The following is a 19175-nucleotide window of genomic DNA, read 5'->3' as shown; positions in this document are numbered from 1 at the left end:
AATGATTCATGGGAATGTCGGGTAACTGGGTCGATGCAGACATGCCGAAGGCTGCGACGTCATTCTTCGCATGGCGAAGCCTGCGTCATATCACCGCACCATCGGCTGCGTTGCTGATCGCGATATTGGCGATGCTGGTCTGCCTGTTCGCATGGAGCCCGGCACACGCAGCGAGCGAGGATGATTTCCTGCCACCCGATCAGGCATTCCGTTTTTCAGCGAAGCCGCTCGATACGAAGACCGTCGAGATCCGTTTCGACGTCGCCGATGGCTACTACCTGTATCGGGAGCGCTTCGCGTTTGCCGCAAAGCCACAGGATGTCAGGCTCGGCATACCGGAATTGCCGCAGGGAAAGGTCCATTTCGACGAGACGTTCGGCAAGGACATGGAAACCTACCGCGGCACCGTGGTGATCAAGGTGCCTGTGCAGCAGATTCCCGCCGACGGGCAATGGAGCCTGGTCGTGACGTCGCAAGGCTGTGCCGACAAGGGCTTGTGCTATCCGCCGATGGAAAGCGTCTACAAGGTTGGCGGCTCGGTACTTGGCAAGCTGTTTGGTGATCGCAGTGCGGCGCCTCAGTCCAACCCCGGCGAGTCCAGCGCAGACGCCGCAGTTGGCTCTGCCGTCCCGCCGGATGTACCCGGATCAGCGGCGGCACCGGTGAGGCGCAACCTGACGGCTGACGACGGTGACCGTATTGCCGGAGCACTGGCTACACGCAACCTTGCCTTGATCGCCGGCCTGTTCTTCGGCCTTGGCCTATTGCTGACCTTTACGCCCTGTGTGTTGCCGATGGTGCCAATCCTGTCGTCGATCGTCGTCGGGGAACATGTGACGCGTGGCCGGGCCTTCGTCGTGTCGCTGGCGTATGTGCTCGGCATGGCCGTCGTCTATACGGCGGTGGGCGTGGCGGCAGGGCTGGCGGGTGAAGGACTGTCAGCCGCGCTGCAGACACCCTGGATACTGGGCGCATTTGCCTTGCTGATGGTCGCGCTGTCGCTGTCGATGTTTGGCCTCTACGAATTGCAGTTGCCGCAACGCTGGCAGAGTGGGCTTACAGCCAGTTCGAACCGGCGCCAGAGCGGACAGATCGCCGGCGCAGCGGCAATGGGCGCTATCTCCGCGTTGATAGTCGGACCTTGCGTCACCGCGCCGCTGGCCGGTGCGCTGGCCTACATCGCACAAACGGGGGACGCGTTGACTGGCGGTGCCGCACTGCTGGCCATCGCCCTTGGTATGGGTGTGCCGTTGATCCTCGTAGGCGTGGGTGCGGGCAATCTGCTGCCACGCGCAGGGAGGTGGATGGAGGCGACCAAGCGCTTCTTCGGATTCATGCTGCTGGGTCTGGCGATCTGGATGGTGACGCCGGTACTTCCGTCGTGGATCGTAATGCTCGCGTGGGCCGCGTTGTTGATCGTGGCGTCTGTATATCTCGGTGCGTTCGATGCGCTGGCGCCGGACGCGCGCGGCTTACTGCGGCTGGGCAAAGGGCTTGGTCTCGTTGCTGCACTGGCCGGTGCGATCCAGGTTGTGGGTGTAGCGTCAGGTGGGCGCGATCCGCTGCAGCCGCTCTCGCATATCGGCGCAGTGACGGGAGCGGTGGGTAGTCGACAGTCCAAAGATGAAGTGCGCTTCGAGCGCGTGCGCAGCGTAGCGGAGCTCGATGCCCGCGTGGCACAGGCTGCAATTGCGGGTCGACCAGTGTTGCTAGATTTCTATGCGGACTGGTGCGTCAGTTGCAAGGAAATGGAGAAACTGACGTTCCCCGATCCCAAGGTGCGAGCCCGACTGGCGAACGTCGTGTTGTTGCAGGCCGATGTGACTGCAAACAACGCCGATGACAAGGCGCTGCTGAAGCGCTTTGGTCTGTTTGGGCCACCCGGCATCATCCTGTTCGGTGCGGATGGCCGGGAGCGACCCGTTCGGGTGATTGGCTACCAGTCGGCGAATCGCTTCCTCGATAGTCTTGAGCGCGCCCTCGGCAAAGCGCCGCAGACCTGAGCCTGAGCTCGGGCTATCGCTCCAGCCAGCGGTTGAGTGCCCAGATCCCGCCAATTGTGGCAACCACGCCGCCCATCAGTCCGATGGTCCACCAGAAGCCATTGGTTTCCTGCAGCCATGGCATTCGCGCGAAGTTCATTCCGAAAATGCCGGTAATCAGCGTCAGCGGCATGAACAGGGCCGTGATGACGGTGAGTGCGCGCATCGTCCGGTTGGTGCGGTGCGCCACGGCGGAGAAGTGAATCTGCACGGCCGATTCGATGGAGTCTTCAAGCCGACGTGCGTGGGCGAGTACACGCAGAATGTGCTCCATCAGATCGGTCAGACGGACGAGCAGCACTTCATCGCGACTGGCCGTTGTGGCGTTCTCGCCATCCTCGGTGCTGTAGCGATTGTCCAGCAGGCTGTCGCGAAACTCCTGTAGCGCATCGCGTTGCTCCTCGCTCAGGTGCTCAAGCCGGCGTAGCTGGATGCGGGCGTCGAGCAACCCTTCCCAACTGGAGAAGCTCCGGCGCGTGCTGAGCAGCGCGCGCTGCCAGCGATCGAGTTGGCGGGTCAGTGGCGCCCGCAGATCCAGGTAACGATCGACCATGGCATTGAGCAGCCGCAGCATCAAGTCTTCAGGCCGCGTAGGCGGGCGCACGCCATGCACCAGCGCACTGATACCGTTGGCACGCGGTGCGGCGATGCGTGGCGCACCGCAGGTATCGAGCAGCCGTTGCCGGACCTGATCGACCGTACGCGACGGCGACGGCCGTACGGTCACCAGCACGGTGTCGAATACGAAGAAAGTGATTGGCTGGGTGTCGATCCTCGCCAGCGCGGGCAGGAAGCCGGGTGCGTACTTGCGAGCTGCCTTCTGAGGCGCCGGCATTGGCGTTACCGGTGTTCCTGACGGCTCGACCGCGGTGGGCGTGGCGCCCGAAGATGCCTGCGCGGCGGCATCGCCTGCATGCTCCGCTTCCTCTTCCGCAAACTGCCGACTGGTTTCAAACGTCAGCTTGCGGAAGATGACCATGTCGTACGCATTGGTCGTATCGAAGAATGACGGATGCGCCGGATTGGTGGCGTCGGAGAGGTGCAGGTCGAGGATCGGTGCACCTGTCAGCGCCACAAGGTTGTCACGCCACGCCGCAGGCGCAGCAGTGACTTCTTCCGTGGCGAAATCCGCCCAGACAAAGCGCGCGGCCGCATTGTCAGCCAGGAAGTCACGCGCCGCGTCCAGGGTGGCCAGCGGATGCACCTGGCTGGCCGAGAACCCAAGTAGTTGCATGCAGGCGATATCGGGGCCGGAGCCTCAGGCCGTCAACAGACGCGCCGCATCGCGGGCGAAATAGGTGAGGATGCCATCGGCACCGGCTCGGCGGAATGCGAGCAGCGACTCCATCATGACCTTGTCGTGATCGAGCCAGCCGTTCTGCGCAGCGGCTTTCAGCATCGCGTATTCGCCGCTGACCTGATAGACATAGGTCGGATAGCTGAACTCGTCCTTCACACGGCGGACGATATCGAGATACGGCATGCCCGGCTTCACCATCACCATGTCCGCACCTTCCATGATGTCCTGGGCCACTTCGCGCAGGGCTTCATCGGTGTTGGCCGGGTCCATCTGGTAAGTCATCTTGTTGCCCTTGCCCAGATTGGCGGCCGAGCCTACCGCATCGCGGAACGGGCCGTAGAACGCGGAGGCATACTTGGCCGAATACGCCATGATGCGCGTATGGATGTGGCCCGCCTCCTCGAGCGCGGTACGGACTGCGCCGATGCGGCCGTCCATCATGTCGGACGGTGCCACGATGTCCACGCCGGCTTCGGCCTGGACCAGTGCCTGTTTCACGAGAAGCTCGACGGTGATGTCGTTGATCACGTAGCCGTTCTCGTCGAGCACGCCGTCCTGGCCGTGGCTCGTGTACGGGTCGAGCGCCACATCGGTCAGCACGCCCAGTTCGGGGAAACGATCCTTTAGCGCGCGCACGGCGCGGGGCACCAGGCCGTCGGCGTTGGTGGCCTCGATGCCGTCCGGCGTCTTCACGGACGGATCGATGACGGGGAACAGGGCGATCACGGGGATGCCGAGCTTGACGCAATCTTCGGCCACGGGCAGCAGCAGGTCCACCGAGACGCGCTCGACACCGGGCATCGACGCCACCGCTTCGCGCTTGTTCTGGCCTTCCAGGATGAACACCGGATAGATCAGATTGTCAGGCGACAGGCGGTTTTCTCGCATCATCCGGCGCGAAAAATCGTCGCGGCGCATGCGGCGCGGGCGGTACTCGGGGAAAGTGGACATGGCTGAATCTAGGGGAGTGAGTCGGGGGACAAATGCGCGACGCAAGTCACCAGAACCTCTCGCGGCCGGTGACCCGGAAACAGCGTCGAAAGAAAAAAGAACTTTTGTGCCTGCCCGCTATCATACTCGCGGACACCTTGTGTTGCTTCGCGCAGCGCGGTGTCCCCCGCTACTCCTCCCTGAGCGGGTACCCGCCCTGAACCGGTGGGAAAGTTTGTCCCCGTTGCTTGCAACGGGGCTTTTTTTTGTCCGGCCAATGCGGGGATGGCTGCGGGAATATGCGCGAGGGAATCAGGGTTGCGGCGTGACCGTGCCCTGCTCGGGCGGCTGGGCTTCCGGTAGCGCCAGCCATCCGGCTACTACGCGCTGGGCTTCCTCGATACCGCGCCTTTTAAGGCTGGAGAACAACTGCGCAGTCAGAGGCGGCGGGTTGTCCATCTGCTGGGAATAGTTCGCCAGGATGCGCCGCGTTTCCCGAAGCGCATTGGTGTTGTCGTTTTGCGTCAACTTGTCGGCCTTGGTCAACAGCACGTGGATCGGCTTGCCCGTGGGCAGGAACCACTCGACCATCTGGCAATCGAGGTCCGTGAAAGGGCGTCGCGCGTCCATCATCAAGATCAGGCCCATCAGTTGCTGTCGCGTCTGGACATAGTCCGACAGCAGTCCCTGCCAGTGGAACTTGGCACTCCCCGACACCTGCGCATAGCCATAGCCGGGCAGGTCCACGAGGAAGGCAAGCGGATCGGTGGCCTTGACCGGTGCCACCGTGAAATAGTTGATGTGCTGCGTGCGGCCAGGCGTGCGCGACGAGAAAGCCAGGCGCTTCTGGTTGCACAGCGTGTTGATGGCCGTCGATTTGCCGGCATTGGAGCGGCCGGCAAACGCCACCTCGGGCACTGCCGTGGCGGGCAGGTCGCGCAGATGGTTGACGGTATCGAAGAAGCGGGCCTGATGAAGAAGGGACATGCGCGAATGCGGTAAGGAGGGCGAAAAGCCGGACTTGGCAAGCTGCCAGTGCAGACGTCGCCACAGAGAATGACCTAAGTCAATCCGGAAAGCGATTTATTGTACAATAACCCGGTTTACGGTCTCCTGAGCAGGTGGCGTGTGGCATTCTTGCCGGATGTCATCGGCAATGCTTTAAATCGATCGCTTGAGCTTGAAGTTGTTCGCGATCAATTCAAAGGCTTGCGCATACGCGGTACCAGGCTCTCTGTTTTTTCTGCTCACATAGGCGCTTCCTCACCGCCAGGCAGGACAAAGGCAGGGGTCAGGAAAGGGACGACCGGCGGCATGCATTACGGTGTTCATAACAAATCTGACAAGGTGTACTAATGAACCGCATTGCGAAACTTTTGGGTGTCATGGCGCTGGCTGTTCCGCTTGGCGCAATGACTGGGCTGGCAACTGCCGCAGAGCAGGCCGCCACCACGAAAGCTGATCCCGCCAAGGGCGAAACGCTTTACACACAGGGCGTCCCTGATCGCAATGTTCCCGCCTGCTTCTCCTGCCACGGCGCCGCTGGCAACAGCAGCGCCGCAGTCAATCCCAAGCTGGCTGGCCAGCAGGCCGACTATACACACAAGCAGCTTGTCGATTTCAAGGCCAAATCGCGCGACAACCCGATCATGTCGCTCTACGCTGGCGCGCTGTCGGATCAGGACATGCGTGATATTGGCGCCTACCTGGCCAAGCAGCCACTGAAGCCTGCCACGGCCAAGAACAAGGATACGATCGAACAGGGCCAGAAAATCTACCGTGCGGGTATTGCCGCGAAGGGTATCCCGGCTTGTGCCGGCTGCCACGGACCGACCGGCGCCGGGATTCCGGCGCAGTATCCCCGTATCGGAGGCCAGTATTCCGAGTACACCGAAGCACAACTGGTGGCATTCCGCCAGGGCACCCGCAAGAACAATTCGGTCATGACCACGATTGCCGCCAGGATGTCGGATGCCGAGATCAAGGCGGTGGCGGATTACGTCGCCGGCGTCCGTTAAGTCGTATCGCGCGCGATCCGGTATATCCCGTAGTGGGATGAACCGGAGACGCGGGCAACAATCGAAGAGGGTGGCCTGCTTGCCGAAGCATGTCCACCCTTTTTCATTTTTTGCGCCGCACCGTGGCGTCACACCGGCGCGAGAGACTCGCGCCACATGGATTTCAGGCGTTTCCGCACATGTCGAACCCTTCCACTTCAGGGCTGCACCTGAAGACCTCCCACCGCGTCCTGCGCGATACCGTCGAGTTGCTGTCCTCGATGCGGTTCGCCATCACGCTGCTGACGGTGATTGCCATCGCCAGCGTGATCGGCACGGTGCTCAAGCAGAACGAGCCGTATCCGAATTACGTCAACCAGTTCGGACCGTTCTGGGCTGATCTCTTCCACACGCTGTCGTTGCAGAAGGTGTACGGCTCGTGGTGGTTCCTGTTGATCCTGGCCTTCCTGGTGATTTCCACATCGCTGTGCATCTCCCGCAACGCCCCGAAGATGCTGGTCGAGATGCGTTCGTGGAAAGACCATGTGCGCGAGCGCAGTCTCCGTGCGTTCCATCATCGCGGGGAATATGACGCGCCACGCGGTCGTGCGGAAGCGGTCGGCCGCGTGGCCGCACTGCTACGCAATCGGGGTTATCGCATCAAGCCGGTGGAGCATGAGGGTGCCACGCTGCTGGCGGCGAAGGCCGGGGCTGCGAACAAGCTTGGCTACATTCTTGCCCATACAGCCATCGTCGTGATCTGTATCGGCGGTTTGCTCGATGGCGATATGCTGATTCGCGCGCAGATGTGGTTTGGCGGCAAGTCGCCGATCAGTGGCAACGCCCTCATCAGCGAAATCGGGGCCCAGCATCGTTTGTCGACGAGCAACCCGGGATTCCGTGGCAATGCGTTCGTGCCCGAGGGCGCTACCGTGTCGACGGCCATTCTCAACGTCGCGGACGGCGCGCTGGTGCAGGACCTGCCGTTCACGATCATGCTCAAGAAGTTCACGGTCGACTACTACTCGACCGGCATGCCCAAGCTGTTTGCGTCCGATGTCATTGTGACCGACCGTGCAACAGGCAAGCAGACTGAGGCGACGATCAAGGTCAACGAGCCGCTGACGATCGATGGCATTGCGATTTACCAGTCGAGCTTCGAGGATGGCGGCTCGCAATTGAAATTCGTGGGCTATCCGATGGCCGGTAGCAGCCATGCCACCTTCGCGCTCGGTGGCACGGTGGGCGGTAACGTGCAGCTTGCGGGTACGGGTCCCGACGTCGACGGCCTGACCGTCGAGTTCAGCGATTTCCGGCAAATCAATGTCGAGACGGTGACCGATGGCTCGGGCAAGGCCGATGTGCGCGGCGTCGCGCGCAAGCCGCTCGGCACGCTGGATCAGCACCTGGGCTCTGCGGTAAATCTCGACAAGGAAAAGAACCTGCGCAACGTCGGCCCCTCGGTCCAGTACAAGCTGCGTGATCGCAACGGTCAGGCGCGCGAGTTCAACAATTACATGCTGCCGGTGCAACTCGAAGGACAGACGGTATTCCTGGCTGGCATGCGCGAATCCCCTAGCGAGTCGTTCCGTTACCTGCGGATTCCCGCGGATGACCAGCGCAGCCTGAATGACTGGATGCGGTTGCGTGCGGCACTGCAGGACAAGGCGATGCGTGAACAGGCCGCACGCCGGTTTGCGGAAGCCTCGATGCCCGGGGCCGGCAAGGAAGCGCTGCGTGGCCAGCTTGCCGAAAGCGCCTTGCGTGCGATGGATCTGTTTGCCGGTGCCACGCGTCCTTCGCCGGACTCTCCGCCGGGCGGCTTCACGGCCATTGCGGCGTTCCTGGAGAAGTCCGTGCCGCAGGGCGAGCAGCAGAAGGCCGCCGATGTATTGCTGAAGATTCTGAATGGTTCGATGTGGGAATTGTGGCAACTGTCGCGTGAGCAGGCCAAGCAGCCGACGATCCCGAATGATGCGCAAAGTGCGGCATTCCTGCAGCAGTCCATTAACGCGTTGTCAGACAGCTTTTTCTATCTGGCACCGGTATTTTTGCAGCTTGATGACTTCAAGGAGGTCAAGGCAAGCGTGTTCCAGATGACCCGTGCGCCGGGCAAAAACATCGTGTATCTTGGCTGCCTGCTGTTGACGCTGGGCGTGTTCGCGATGTTCTACATTCGCGAGCGCCGGGTCTGGGTCTGGGTGCGCGACAGGCGCGAAGACGAGAGCGACGCGACAGGCAGTCACGTCATGATGGCGATGTCCACGCAGCGACGCACGCTCGACTTCGAGAAGGAGTTCACGGCACTGCGCGACGATATCGGACGCGCGGTAGGTGCCGGCGCCACGGTAGCGATGCCGTCCGCAGCACATCGATCCGAAGCATCAGCGCACGATGATCAACGCGGCGCGTCGCTATAGTAGAAAGTCAGCAGAGTCAGCAGATATAACAGGCGCGCAAGCGTCGCATAGCAGGAATGCCATGTCCTCCAATCTGAACCACGCCAATCCCGGGCTGCCCGCGCGACAGAACGTCGCAGCCCACGATATCCCTCCGGCCGATGCATCGTTCGATGCCGAATATCTGGAGCCGTCGTTCCTTCGCCGGCTGACCTGGGTTGACTGGGCCTTTGCGCTGCTGCTGGTCGTGGGTGCCGGCTTCGCGCTGGCGCAGTACGGACACTGGATGAACGTCTACGACAAGGCCGTGCTGATTGCGTCGGTGCCGACGTTCGCGCTGCTTGGCTGGCACTGGAAGGCGGTGCGGCCGTTGATGGTAGGCATCGCCGTACTGTCGCTGCTGGCGATCCAGATGTACCAGGGCAACCTGGCGCGTGCCGAAGAGGCATTTTTCCTGAAGTATCTGCTGTCGAGCCAGTCGGCCATCCTGTGGATGAGCGCGCTGGTGTTTCTCTCGACGGCGTTCTACTGGGTGTCGTTGATCACGCGATCCGAAACGGGCGCGAGCATCGGCAGCAAGCTCTGCTGGGCCGCCGTGGTCCTCGGTTTTACCGGTTTGATGGTGCGCTGGTACGAGTCGTATCTGATCGGCGCAGACATCGGTCACATTCCCATCTCGAACCTCTACGAGGTCTTCGTCCTCTTCACGCTGATCACGTCGCTGTTCTACCTTTACTACGAGCGTCGCTACGCCACGCGCGCGCTGGGCGCCTTCGTCATGCTGGTAGTGTCGGCAGCGGTGGCGTTCCTGCTTTGGTACACGGTGTCGCGCAATGCGCAGGAGATCCAGCCGCTGGTACCTGCGCTGCAAAGCTGGTGGATGAAGATCCACGTGCCGGCGAACTTCATTGGCTACGGCACGTTTGCACTGGCTGCAATGGTGGCGGTGGCCTACCTGCTCAAGCAGCGCGGCATCATGGCGGAGCGCCTGCCATCGCTCGAACTGCTCGACGACGTGATGTACAAGGCGATCGCCGTGGGCTTCGCGTTCTTCACGATTGCGACGATCCTGGGCGCACTGTGGGCGGCCGAAGCGTGGGGTGGCTACTGGAGTTGGGACCCCAAGGAAACCTGGGCGCTGATCGTGTGGCTGAACTATGCGGCATGGCTGCACATGCGCCTGATGAAGGGGCTGCGCGGCACCATGGCGGCGTGGTGGGCGTTGGTGGGCCTGTTGGTCACGACCTTTGCGTTCCTGGGCGTCAACATGTTCCTTTCGGGGTTGCATAGCTACGGCGAACTCTGAGACGCGCCGACGCTGGACCCGAGCTTGTCGATCGAAGAGCCCGTCCAATACGACGGGCTCTTTTTCGTTGGTTTTGTCGAGTAGCGCCCGCATCACAGGCGACATTTATTTGAACTCGACGGCGACAAACGCATCACATTCGGTGTTTACTGAGGGTGAACGGCACCGGTTGTCGGCGCCGACCGAGAAGGGAGACTTGAAGATGACTATTCGTCACAACGCCATGTCTGCATTGCGACCGGCTGCCTTGGCACTGGGTACGGCAGCGCTGCTGCTGGGCGGTTGCGCGAGCATGGGAATGGGAGGTGGAAACATGCCGCCGACCGTCAAGGTCACCAACGGCGTACTGACCGATCCGCAGGGCCTGACGCTTTACACGTTTGACCGCGACACGGCGAGCAGTGGCAAGAGCGTCTGCAACGGCGCGTGTGCCACCAACTGGCCGCCGCTGTTGGCAGAGCCCGGCCGTACGGCATCGGGCGATTATTCGATCATCACGCGCGACGACGGCGCACGCCAGTATGCGTACAAGGGCAAGCCGCTCTATCGCTTTGCCAAGGACGCCAAGGCTGGCGATCGTGCAGGCGACAACCTGAACAACGTCTGGCACGTCGCAAAGCCCTGAGCGGGCACGGCGACCCGCCAGAAGGCCGCGCCGGCTCCCGGGTAGAAGGGGCGGGCGCGGCCTTTTGTCGCAATGTCGGGGGCGGCATCGCACGTTTGAGACCGTTTTCGTGTCCAATGCAGCATTGTCCAGAATAAATGCTGCCCATCATGCTGATTCCTTCCCCCAAATGGCTGCGCGGTGATGACATTGCCGCATCCGAGATCACGCCTCGGGAGACATATCTTTCGCGTCGGCAGTTGCTGGCGCTCGGCGGCGCTGGGATGGCGGGTACGTGGCTCTCGCGTTCAGCGCTTGCGCAAGGCGCGCCCGGCAAACTGGCGCGGCTGCCCGCCACGCCGAACAACGCCTATGTCGTGACCGAGAAGCGCACGCCCTACGAGGACGTCACCACCTACAACAACTTCTACGAGTTCGGCACGGACAAGTCCGATCCCGCCCGCAATGCCGGCACGTTGCGCCCGCGTCCGTGGCAGGTGGCAGTGGAAGGCTTGGTCAAGCATCCCAAGACCTACGACATCGACGAGCTACTGAAACTCGCGCCGATGGAGGAACGTGTCTACCGGCTGCGTTGCGTGGAAGGTTGGTCGATGGTGATCCCGTGGATCGGATATCCGCTGGCGGAACTGATCAAGCGCGTGGAGCCGCAGCCCGGCGCGAAATTCGTGCAGTTCATCACGCTGGCCGACAAGAAGCAGATGCCGGGCTTGGGTAGCAGTGTCCTCGATTGGCCGTACAGCGAAGGACTGCGCATGGACGAGGCGATGCATCCGCTGGCGCTGCTGACCTTCGGGCTGTATGGCGAGGTGCTGCCCAATCAGAACGGCGCACCCGTGCGGATGGTGCTGCCGTGGAAATACGGATTCAAGAGCGCAAAGTCGATCGTGAAGATTCGTTTCGTCGACAAGCAGCCGCCGACGAGTTGGAACCTTGCCGCCGCCAATGAGTATGGCTTTTATTCCAACGTGAACCCGGATGTCGATCATCCGCGCTGGAGCCAGGCCACGGAGCGTCGCATTGGTGAGGACAAAGGCGGTGGTGGTTTCTCCGCGCTGTTCGCGCCCAAGCGCAAGACGCTGCCGTTCAACGGCTATGGCGCGCAAGTGGCATCGCTCTATCAGGGCATGGATCTGAGGAAGAACTTCTGATGGATGGGCGCGGTCCGTCGGCTACCCCGACGCGTGCGGGCGAGGCGCGCGGGCTGGCGATGCCCACGCCAGCGCAACTGCGTGCCGTGAAGGTCGTGGTGTGGTTGCTGGCATTGCTGCCGTTCGCGCGATTGATGTACCTGGGCGCGACCTCGCAGTTCGGCGCCAATCCATTGGAATTCGTGACGCGGTCCACTGGGACGTGGACGCTGGTGATGCTCTGCGTGACGCTGGCTGTCACTCCGCTACGCAGGCTGACCGGTTGGAACTGGTTGCTTCGGCTGCGTCGCATGCTGGGCCTGTTCACGTTCTTCTACGCGCTGCAGCACTTCCTGCTGTGGCTGGCCGTGGATCGAGGATTCGAACTGGCGGCCATTCTCAAGGACATCGGCAAACGCCCGTTTATCACGGTCGGGTTTGCGGCGTTCGTGCTGATGGTGCCGCTGGCTGCCACCTCGGCCAATGTTATGGTGCGATGGCTCGGCGGCAAGCGGTGGCAGAGCCTGCATCGGGCAATCTATGCCATCGCCGTGCTGGCGATCCTGCACTTCTGGTGGCACAAGGCCGGCAAGAACGATTTTGGTGAAGTGTCGATCTATGCTGCCGTGGTGTTTGTGCTGCTGGCAGCGCGGGTGTGGTGGCGGGGCAAGCGGGCATAGCGGCTTCTGCACGTCGTCCCGGAGTGCCATGAAAAAACGGCGACGTGCGGTAGTCGCAGCATCGCCGTTTTTGGCGTGCCGATGCAGGGCGCATCGGGATGTCTGAGGCGTCTTCAGTCTTTCAGGAGGCACTCATTGGCGAACAGGTCCGCCGGCAGTTCGCGCTCGCGCACGAGGTGCACGGTGTTGCCATCGACCATGACTTCGGCGGCGCGGCCACGCGTGTTGTAGTTCGAGCTCATGACGAAGCCATAAGCGCCAGCCGACATCACCGCCAGCAGATCGCCCGGCTGCACAGCCAGCGCGCGATCACGGCCCAGCCAGTCACCTGATTCGCACACGGGGCCGACCACATCGTAGGTGCTGGCGGCGTCGTCGCGCGGCGCCACGGGTTCGATGCGATGGAACGCCTCGTACATTGCAGGGCGGGCCAGATCGTTCATGGCGGCATCGACAATGCAGAAATTCTTTGCCGCGCCCGGCTTCAGGAACTCCACTTGGGTGAGCAGCACGCCAGCATTGCCAACTAGCGAACGGCCCGGTTCGAACAGCACTTCGCGGTGACCGTGACCTCGCGCCGCCACGCGGTCGATCAGCGTCGTGGCGAAGCCGGTGATGTCCGGCGGCGTCTCGTCGTCGTACGTGATGCCGAGACCACCGCCTACGTCGATGTGTTCGAGCTTGATCCCTTCGGCTTCGAGCGCTTCCACTACGTCCAGCACCTTGTCCAGTGCTTCAAGGTACGGGGCGACTTCCGTGATCTGCGATCCGATGTGGCAATCGATACCTGCCACGTCGATGTGCGGAAGTGCGGCGGCGCTGCGGTAAGTCGGCAGCACGTCTTCAAATGCGACACCGAACTTGTTGCCTTTCAGCCCCGTGGAGATGTAGGGGTGGGTCTTGGCATCGACGTCGGGGTTGATGCGCAGCGACACGCGCGCGCGCTTGCCCAGGCGTCCCGCCACGGCGTTGAGCCGGTCGAGTTCGGGAATCGATTCGACATTGAAGCCACGCACGTCATGTTGGAGTGCCAGCGCCATGTCGGCCTCGCTCTTGGCGACGCCGGAGAAGACCACCTTGCGTGGGTCGCCGCCAGCGGCGATCACGCGCAGTAGTTCACCGCCCGAGACGATGTCGAAGCCCGCGCCCAGCTTTGCGAAGACCTGCAGCACGGCCAGATTCGAGTTGGCCTTGACCGCGTACTGCACGTGCGCATTGCGGCCCTTGCAGGCAGCGGCGTAGGCATTGTAGGCGGTGGTCAGCGCGGCGCGCGAATAGATGTAAGTCGGCGTACCGAACTCGGCGGCGATACGGGCCAGCGGCACCTGTTCGGCGGCGAGGGTGCCGTCCGGACGGCGGGAGAAGAATTCAGTCATGTTCGTGGCGTGCAGCACTCAGCGTGCGGAGGGGGCGGAAGCGCCGGTGGCCGGCTGGACGGGTACTGGCGAGGTGGCCGGTTCGCCCATGGGTTGGGCCGGCGTCACGGCACCCGGCTTGCCCAGGCCCGGATCGGGCACGGTCGGCGGGGTGGGTTCGCCCGGCACCCGGGGCATGTACAACGGGCCGCGGATGCCGCAGCCGGCGAGGGTCATCGCGAGAACGGCGGCAAACGCCGATACAATCGCACCACGACGCAGCATCGGGGAGTCCTTCATTTGTCTGGATGGGCTTTCGGATGGCTGGGGGAGGCGTGCTGCTTCCCTGATTTCCATCAATTGATGCCGGCCCAAAGCCTGTCGGAAACGGGCCGCCGGCGGTCTTGGAGTGTAGCATGCCCCCCCTCAATGAAACGGAGTTCCTGGCGCTGGCCGGGGCCGCGCTGGACAAGCTGGAAGCCGACATCGAGTCCGCCGCGGACGCGGTCGACGCCGATGTCGAAATCAACCGCACCGGCAATGTCATGGAGCTCGAATTCGAGGATGGCTCCAAGATCATCGTCAACAGCCAGGCGCCGATGCAGGAATTGTGGGTGGCGGCCAAGGCAGGAGGCTTCCACTTTCGCCATGACGGCGCCAAATGGATCGATTCGCGCAGCGGGGCGGAGCTGTACGCGGCGCTGTCGGGTTACATGAGCCAGCAGGCCGGTGCGACGCTGACGCTGAAGTAAGCGCTGGGGCGCTTCGGCGCCATGATAAAAAAACCGGCCGCCAGGGCCGGTTTTTTTCGTTTTGAAGCTGGAGGCCGCACATCATGCGCCGCCGAACATCTCCAGGATCTTCTTCTTTTCCTGCTCGGTGTCCTGGATCGGACGCGAGCTTTCCTCGGGCTTGCCCGGCCACGGATCGCCCAGGCCCACGGAGGCCACGCCAGCGCCGCCCGCGTTCTCCTCAAGCGTCCAGTCGCCAGCCACGTTGACCACGCCTTCCGGCGCCTGGCGATCCGGGCTTTCCGGTACGCCCTTCAGCGCCTTGCTCATGTACCCCACCCAGATCGGCAGGGCCAGCCCGCCGCCGGTTTCGCGCACGCCCAGGCTCTTGGGCTGGTCATAGCCCATCCAGGCGATGGCCACGAGCTTCGGTGTATAGCCTGCGAACCAGGCATCGACCGCGTCGTTGGTGGTACCGGTCTTGCCGGCCAGATCGTTGCGGCCCAGCCGCTGCTTGGCCGGATTGGCCGTGCCACTGCGCACCACCTCCCGCAGCATACTGTCGGCGATAAAGGCGGTCCGCGCATCCAGCACACGCACCGCATCGGCACCGGCCGTCTGCGGATGGGTTTCCGAGATGACCTTGCCGCGCGAATCTTCCACACGCTGGATCAGGTACGGATTCACGCGGTAACCGCCATTGGCGAAGACCGAGTAGGCGCCGGCCATCTGCAACGGCGTCACGCTTCCCGCGCCCAGTGCCATTGGCAGGTAGGCCGGATGCTTGTCGGCTTCGAAGCCGAAGCGTGTGATGTAGTCCTGGGCGTACTGCGTGCCAATGGCGCGCAGGATACGGACGGAAACGAGGTTCTTCGATTTGGCCAGCGCGCGGCGCATCGTCATCGGACCTTCAAACTTGCCGTCGTAGTTCTTCGGTTCCCATACCTGGCCGCCAGTGTCCGGGCCAATCGTCAGCGGCGCGTCATTGATCACCGTCGCCGGCGAGAAACCCTTTTCCAATGCGGCCGTGTAGATGAACGGCTTGAAGCTCGAGCCGGGCTGGCGCCACGCTTGCGTGACGTGGTTGAACTTGTTCCGGTTGTAGTCGAAGCCGCCCACCATGGAGCGAATCGCACCGTCCTCCGGATTCAGCGAGACGAATGCCGCGGCTACCTCGGGCAGCTGCGTCACGGACCACGAGTTGGACTTCTCGTCCTGCGTCACGCGGATGATTGCGCCCGGGCGGATCTTGACCTTGGGCTGGGCATTGGCCGACAACGACGGCGCGATAAAGCGCAGCGCGTTACCTTCGATCGTTGCCACCTCGCCGGACAGCAGCGTGGCCTTGACCTGCTTGGCCGTCACGCTGGTCACCACGGCGGAGCGCAGGTCGTCACTGCCCGGATGCTCGACGAGTGCATCGTCGATGGCCTGCTCGCGCTCGGCGGAGTCCGACGGCAGGTCGATGAATGCCTCCGGACCGCGGTAGCCGTGCTTGCGCTCGTACGTCATGATGCCGCTGCGCACAGCCTCGTATGCGGCGTCCTGGTCGGTCTTGTTCAACGTGGTGTGGACCGTCAGGCCGCGCGTGTAGGTTTCCTCACGATACTGCGCGTACATCAGTTGCCGCACGATTTCAGCCACGTACTCGGCGTGGGTCGAGAACTCGTTGCCCTCGCTGCGTACCTTCAACTCCTCGCGTACCGCCTGATCGTACTGTTCGGGCGTGATGTAGCCGAGGTCGCGCATGCGCTGGAGAATGTATTCCTGGCGCACCTTGGCGCGGCGCGGATTGACCACCGGGTTGTACGCCGACGGTGCTTTGGGCAGCCCGGCCAGCATCGCGGCTTCGGCCGGCGTCACGTCCTTGATCGACTTGCCGAAATACACGCGTGCGGCGCTGGAGAACCCGTAGGCGCGCTGGCCCAGGTAGATCTGGTTCATGTACACCTCGAGGATCTGATCCTTGGTCAGATTGGCCTCGATCTTGTACGCGAGGAGCATCTCGTAGATCTTGCGCGTGTAGGTCTTCTCGCTGGACAGGAAGAAGTTGCGTGCCACCTGCATCGTGATCGTCGATGCGCCTTGCGACAGGCCGCCGCGCAGGTTGGCCAGGCCAGCCCGCAGCACGCCTACGAAGTCCACGCCGCCGTGTTCGTAGAAGCGGTCGTCCTCGATCGCGAGCACGGCCTTCTTCATCACGTCGGGAATTTCGCCGATCGGCACGAAGTTGCGGCGCTCCTCGCCGAACTCGCCAATGAGGATGTTGTCGGCCGTGTAGATCCGCAACGGGATCTTGGGACGGTAGTCGGTGATGGTGTCCAGCGACGGCAGGTTCGGGGCTGCCACAACCAGCGCATAGCCTACCAGCAGCGCCACCGCAACCATGCCGGCAACAAGCAGTCCGAGCACCCAGAACATGATGCGCGTCCAGAGCGGACGGCGGACGGGGAGGGACGGCTTCTGTTGTGCTGTGGCCATAAGGGGTTTACCTGACAAGAGTGCCCGGATTATATCGTCGGCGCCTGGCCACACAGCGCGCCCGGTGGCGCGGAAGGCGCTATCGCGCTGTTACAAGATGTAATGACGTTGAGGTCTGCCTGTCACGCGGTGCAGATCGCTGACGCAGCGCGGGTCAGCGGGAGGTCTCGCAGCGTTGGTGAAAACGACCCGTCTGACGTGACGTCGGAAGGGGCGCGTTGCCGGGAAACGACGCCCTGCGACGGCGATGTTTCGGAGCGTCGGATTTTGGCAACGGATTCGCGACGACCTTCTGAAAATGGATGCGTGGTCAAACCGGCACATTGCCAGCGCCCATGGTTTGAGTGAGAATCCACGAACATAAAAGAGCAAACGTTTCATCCAAGAAACTGGCTCGCACCATTAGAGCAAACAAGCCGTGGGCGAGTTCAAATGTCAGGGGGTCAACCTTGCGACGGGGCATCTTGTCGGGTCTTCTACGCCGTACTACGGTCGGCGTAGATATTGGGTCGTCTAGCGTCAAGGTCGTCGAACTGTCCGTCGGGGCAGGGAAGAACGACTTCAGGCTGGAGAAATGCGCCAGCGAACTGCTGGATCGCAATGCCGTTGCCGATGGCAACGTGGTCAACATCGAGGCCGTGGGGATCGCGCTGAAGCGTGCCCTTGGCAAGGCCGGCATCCGCACCAAGGACGTAGTCCTGGGTGTGCCGTCCATGCTGACGGAATCCCAGACGGTCAGTCTTCCGGACAACCTGTCCGAGGACGAACTCTATTCGCAGGTCGAATCGGAGGCGCACCGCCTCTATCCGCCTTCCCAAGCGGTGAATTTCGACTTCGCGGTGATTGGTCCCAGCGAAACCGAAGGTGGTATTGGCGTACGCGTCACGGCCGCCAACAGCGATCGTGTGCAGGAGCGCGTGACGGCTGCCGAAATGGCCGGCCTCAAGCCGCAGGTCATGGACGTGGAGGAGTACGCCGTACAGCGTTCGGTCGTGCAGATGCTTGGCGTTCCGGTGGGTGTGACGGAAACCGACGCCAAGGATCTGCCGGTCGTGGCGGTCGTGCATCTTGGCGGCAGCCGTTCCAAGGCCATCTTCTACCAGGGCTGGAAGGAACTGTACGAGCAGCCTCTGAACAGCTACGGCGACCAGCTCACGCAGAGCGCCGCTCGCATGTTCACACTGGACGCGCTCAAGGCCGAGATCAAGAAGCGCAAGAACACGCTTCCCGAAGCGTGGCGTGCGCAACTGCTCAAGCCGTCGCTCGATGCACTCGCCATGGAAGTGCAGGGTGCCATCGGCAACTTCATCGCCAGTTCCAGCCTGGGACGTGTCGACGAGATCCTGCTGTCCGGCGGCCACGCTTCGCTGCTGGGTGTCCAGGCGGCGATCCAGCAGCAGACGCAGATCACGACCACGCTGGCCAATCCCTTCGCCAACATGATGACCGCAGGCAAGGTCAACGAACGCTATCTCCAGCGTGACCTGCCTGCGTACATCGTCAGTGCGGGACTGGCGCTGCGCGGACTGCAATAACCCACCTTGGGGGACACGCATGTCCACGACGACGAATACCATTCCGTCGGTCAACCTGCTGCCTTATCACGAGGCGCGCAAGGCAGCCCGACGCAAGAAGGTCTACACGATGCTGGGCGGTGCGGCGGGCGCAGGTGCGCTCGTGGTGCTGGCTGGCGGCTTCTACATTGACGCGCAGATCGAGGATGTCAGCCGTCTGAATCAGACGCTTTCGACCGAGAACGCCCGCATGGACGGGCAGATCAAGGAAGTCAACTCGCTCAAGAAGGATATCGAGGCACTGCTCGACCGGCAGCGCGCCATCGAAAGCTTGCAGGCCCAGCGCAACCTGCCGGTGCAGTTGCTCGAGGAACTGGTTCGCCAGGTACCCGAAGGCGTGTACCTGACAAGCCTCAAGCAGACGGGCGACAACTTTGTCATGGCCGGCATCGCGCAATCCAACGAGCGTGTCTCCGAACTGCTTCGCAACATCGACCAGGTGCAATGGCTCGATCGAGCCGAGTTGGTCGAGTCGAAGGCCACCGTGATGACGAACAACCTGAAGGAGCAACGCAGGCTGTTCGACTTCTCGATGCGCTTCTCGTATCGCGTGGAAGAACCCGCCGTCAAGAAGGGCGCCGGCGGCGCATCGGCGGCCGCGGCCAAGCCCGCGAAAGGCAAGGTCTGA

Annotated in this window: 16 protein-coding genes; 10 read left to right on the top strand and 6 right to left on the bottom strand. The window is 62.6% G+C overall.

Annotation, left to right across the window (positions count from 1 at the left end; translation table 11 throughout):
• Positions 1 to 8 precede the first annotated feature (8 nt).
• Positions 9 to 2003, top strand: a complete 1995-nt coding sequence (gene dsbD / locus ABDB81_RS15345) for a protein-disulfide reductase DsbD (RefSeq protein WP_346811916.1) — start codon at positions 9 to 11, stop codon at positions 2001 to 2003.
• A gap of 13 nt (positions 2004 to 2016) precedes the next feature.
• Here the strand turns inward: dsbD and ABDB81_RS15340 are convergent, their stop codons facing one another.
• From ABDB81_RS15340 to yihA, 3 genes are all read right to left on the bottom strand, one after another.
• On the bottom strand, positions 2017 to 3276 hold the full coding sequence (locus tag ABDB81_RS15340) for a magnesium transporter CorA family protein (protein WP_160473072.1): 1260 nt from the start codon (positions 3274 to 3276) through the stop codon (positions 2017 to 2019).
• 24 nt (positions 3277 to 3300) lie between these two features.
• Positions 3301 to 4293, bottom strand: coding sequence for a porphobilinogen synthase (gene hemB, locus ABDB81_RS15335; protein ID WP_137925270.1), 993 nt, complete (start codon positions 4291 to 4293; stop codon positions 3301 to 3303).
• 291 nt (positions 4294 to 4584) lie between these two features.
• Positions 4585 to 5259 (bottom strand): ribosome biogenesis GTP-binding protein YihA/YsxC, encoded by a 675-nt coding sequence (gene yihA / locus ABDB81_RS15330; protein ID WP_137925271.1) that lies wholly within the window; start codon positions 5257 to 5259, stop codon positions 4585 to 4587.
• Positions 5260 to 5627: 368 nt separating this feature from the next.
• On the opposite strand from yihA, the gene ABDB81_RS15325 reads away from it, so the two are divergent.
• The 6 genes from ABDB81_RS15325 to msrQ all read left to right on the top strand — a co-directional run bounded on the left by ABDB81_RS15325 (position 5628) and on the right by msrQ (position 12406).
• Positions 5628 to 6290 (top strand): c-type cytochrome, encoded by a 663-nt coding sequence (locus tag ABDB81_RS15325; RefSeq protein ID WP_137925272.1) that lies wholly within the window; start codon positions 5628 to 5630, stop codon positions 6288 to 6290.
• A gap of 179 nt (positions 6291 to 6469) precedes the next feature.
• Positions 6470 to 8689 (top strand): cytochrome c biogenesis protein ResB, encoded by a 2220-nt coding sequence (locus tag ABDB81_RS15320; protein WP_346811913.1) that lies wholly within the window; start codon positions 6470 to 6472, stop codon positions 8687 to 8689.
• 61 nt (positions 8690 to 8750) lie between these two features.
• Positions 8751 to 9974: a c-type cytochrome biogenesis protein CcsB gene (ccsB, locus tag ABDB81_RS15315; RefSeq protein WP_346811911.1), complete on the top strand. Its 1224-nt coding sequence runs from the start codon at positions 8751 to 8753 to the stop codon at positions 9972 to 9974.
• Between the two features lie 202 nt (positions 9975 to 10176).
• On the top strand, positions 10177 to 10599 hold the full coding sequence (locus ABDB81_RS15310; protein WP_346811909.1) for a hypothetical protein: 423 nt from the start codon (positions 10177 to 10179) through the stop codon (positions 10597 to 10599).
• Positions 10600 to 10748: 149 nt separating this feature from the next.
• A complete protein-coding gene (gene msrP, locus ABDB81_RS15305) occupies positions 10749 to 11747 on the top strand; it encodes a protein-methionine-sulfoxide reductase catalytic subunit MsrP (RefSeq protein WP_346811907.1) in 999 nt (332 codons plus the stop codon).
• A gap of 59 nt (positions 11748 to 11806) precedes the next feature.
• The gene (gene msrQ, locus ABDB81_RS15300; protein ID WP_346811934.1) at positions 11807 to 12406 is read left to right on the top strand and encodes a protein-methionine-sulfoxide reductase heme-binding subunit MsrQ; all 600 of its coding nucleotides are present in this window, start codon (positions 11807 to 11809) and stop codon (positions 12404 to 12406) included.
• A gap of 113 nt (positions 12407 to 12519) precedes the next feature.
• Here msrQ and lysA read toward each other — a convergent pair whose 3' ends face one another.
• Both lysA and ABDB81_RS15290 read right to left on the bottom strand, forming a co-directional pair.
• Positions 12520 to 13782 carry a diaminopimelate decarboxylase gene (lysA, locus tag ABDB81_RS15295; RefSeq protein WP_346811905.1) on the bottom strand — a complete coding sequence of 421 codons (1263 nt, stop codon included), beginning with the start codon at positions 13780 to 13782 and terminating at the stop codon, positions 12520 to 12522.
• An 18-nt stretch (positions 13783 to 13800) separates the two neighbouring features.
• A complete protein-coding gene (locus ABDB81_RS15290) occupies positions 13801 to 14061 on the bottom strand; it encodes a lipoprotein (RefSeq protein WP_237380192.1) in 261 nt (86 codons plus the stop codon).
• A gap of 116 nt (positions 14062 to 14177) precedes the next feature.
• Here ABDB81_RS15290 and cyaY point away from each other — a divergent pair, with 116 nt between their 5' ends.
• Positions 14178 to 14513: an iron donor protein CyaY gene (gene cyaY, locus ABDB81_RS15285; protein WP_137925279.1), complete on the top strand. Its 336-nt coding sequence runs from the start codon at positions 14178 to 14180 to the stop codon at positions 14511 to 14513.
• Positions 14514 to 14594: 81 nt separating this feature from the next.
• Here the strand turns inward: cyaY and ABDB81_RS15280 are convergent, their stop codons facing one another.
• On the bottom strand, positions 14595 to 16973 hold the full coding sequence (locus tag ABDB81_RS15280) for a penicillin-binding protein 1A (RefSeq protein ID WP_137925280.1): 2379 nt from the start codon (positions 16971 to 16973) through the stop codon (positions 14595 to 14597).
• A 464-nt stretch (positions 16974 to 17437) separates the two neighbouring features.
• Here ABDB81_RS15280 and pilM point away from each other — a divergent pair, with 464 nt between their 5' ends.
• Both pilM and ABDB81_RS15270 read left to right on the top strand, forming a co-directional pair.
• Complete coding sequence (pilM, locus tag ABDB81_RS15275) at positions 17438 to 18508, top strand: type IV pilus assembly protein PilM (protein WP_171020406.1); 1071 nt, start codon at positions 17438 to 17440, stop codon at positions 18506 to 18508.
• Positions 18509 to 18527: 19 nt separating this feature from the next.
• Positions 18528 to 19175, top strand: coding sequence for a PilN domain-containing protein (locus tag ABDB81_RS15270; RefSeq protein WP_137925282.1), 648 nt, complete (start codon positions 18528 to 18530; stop codon positions 19173 to 19175).

Origin of the sequence: Cupriavidus sp. DL-D2 (assembly GCF_039710735.1) — a bacterium.
GTDB lineage: Bacteria > Pseudomonadota > Gammaproteobacteria > Burkholderiales > Burkholderiaceae > Cupriavidus.
This window is presented reverse-complemented; position numbering and strand designations above follow the sequence as displayed.

Excerpts from the sequence above, each read along its gene's own strand:
- dsbD (WP_346811916.1), top strand. The coding sequence starts at position 9 with ATGGGAATGTCGGGTAACTGGGTCGATGCAGACATGCCGAAGGCTGCG.
- ABDB81_RS15340 (WP_160473072.1), bottom strand. The coding sequence starts at position 3,276 with ATGCAACTACTTGGGTTCTCGGCCAGCCAGGTGCATCCGCTGGCCACC.
- hemB (WP_137925270.1), bottom strand. The coding sequence starts at position 4,293 with ATGTCCACTTTCCCCGAGTACCGCCCGCGCCGCATGCGCCGCGACGAT.
- yihA (WP_137925271.1), bottom strand. The coding sequence starts at position 5,259 with ATGTCCCTTCTTCATCAGGCCCGCTTCTTCGATACCGTCAACCATCTG.
- ABDB81_RS15325 (WP_137925272.1), top strand. The coding sequence starts at position 5,628 with ATGAACCGCATTGCGAAACTTTTGGGTGTCATGGCGCTGGCTGTTCCG.
- ABDB81_RS15320 (WP_346811913.1), top strand. The coding sequence starts at position 6,470 with ATGTCGAACCCTTCCACTTCAGGGCTGCACCTGAAGACCTCCCACCGC.
- ccsB (WP_346811911.1), top strand. The coding sequence starts at position 8,751 with ATGTCCTCCAATCTGAACCACGCCAATCCCGGGCTGCCCGCGCGACAG.
- ABDB81_RS15310 (WP_346811909.1), top strand. The coding sequence starts at position 10,177 with ATGACTATTCGTCACAACGCCATGTCTGCATTGCGACCGGCTGCCTTG.
- msrP (WP_346811907.1), top strand. The coding sequence starts at position 10,749 with ATGCTGATTCCTTCCCCCAAATGGCTGCGCGGTGATGACATTGCCGCA.
- msrQ (WP_346811934.1), top strand. The coding sequence starts at position 11,807 with ATGCCCACGCCAGCGCAACTGCGTGCCGTGAAGGTCGTGGTGTGGTTG.
- lysA (WP_346811905.1), bottom strand. The coding sequence starts at position 13,782 with ATGACTGAATTCTTCTCCCGCCGTCCGGACGGCACCCTCGCCGCCGAA.
- ABDB81_RS15290 (WP_237380192.1), bottom strand. The coding sequence starts at position 14,061 with ATGAAGGACTCCCCGATGCTGCGTCGTGGTGCGATTGTATCGGCGTTT.
- cyaY (WP_137925279.1), top strand. The coding sequence starts at position 14,178 with ATGCCCCCCCTCAATGAAACGGAGTTCCTGGCGCTGGCCGGGGCCGCG.
- ABDB81_RS15280 (WP_137925280.1), bottom strand. The coding sequence starts at position 16,973 with ATGGCCACAGCACAACAGAAGCCGTCCCTCCCCGTCCGCCGTCCGCTC.
- ABDB81_RS15270 (WP_137925282.1), top strand. The coding sequence starts at position 18,528 with ATGTCCACGACGACGAATACCATTCCGTCGGTCAACCTGCTGCCTTAT.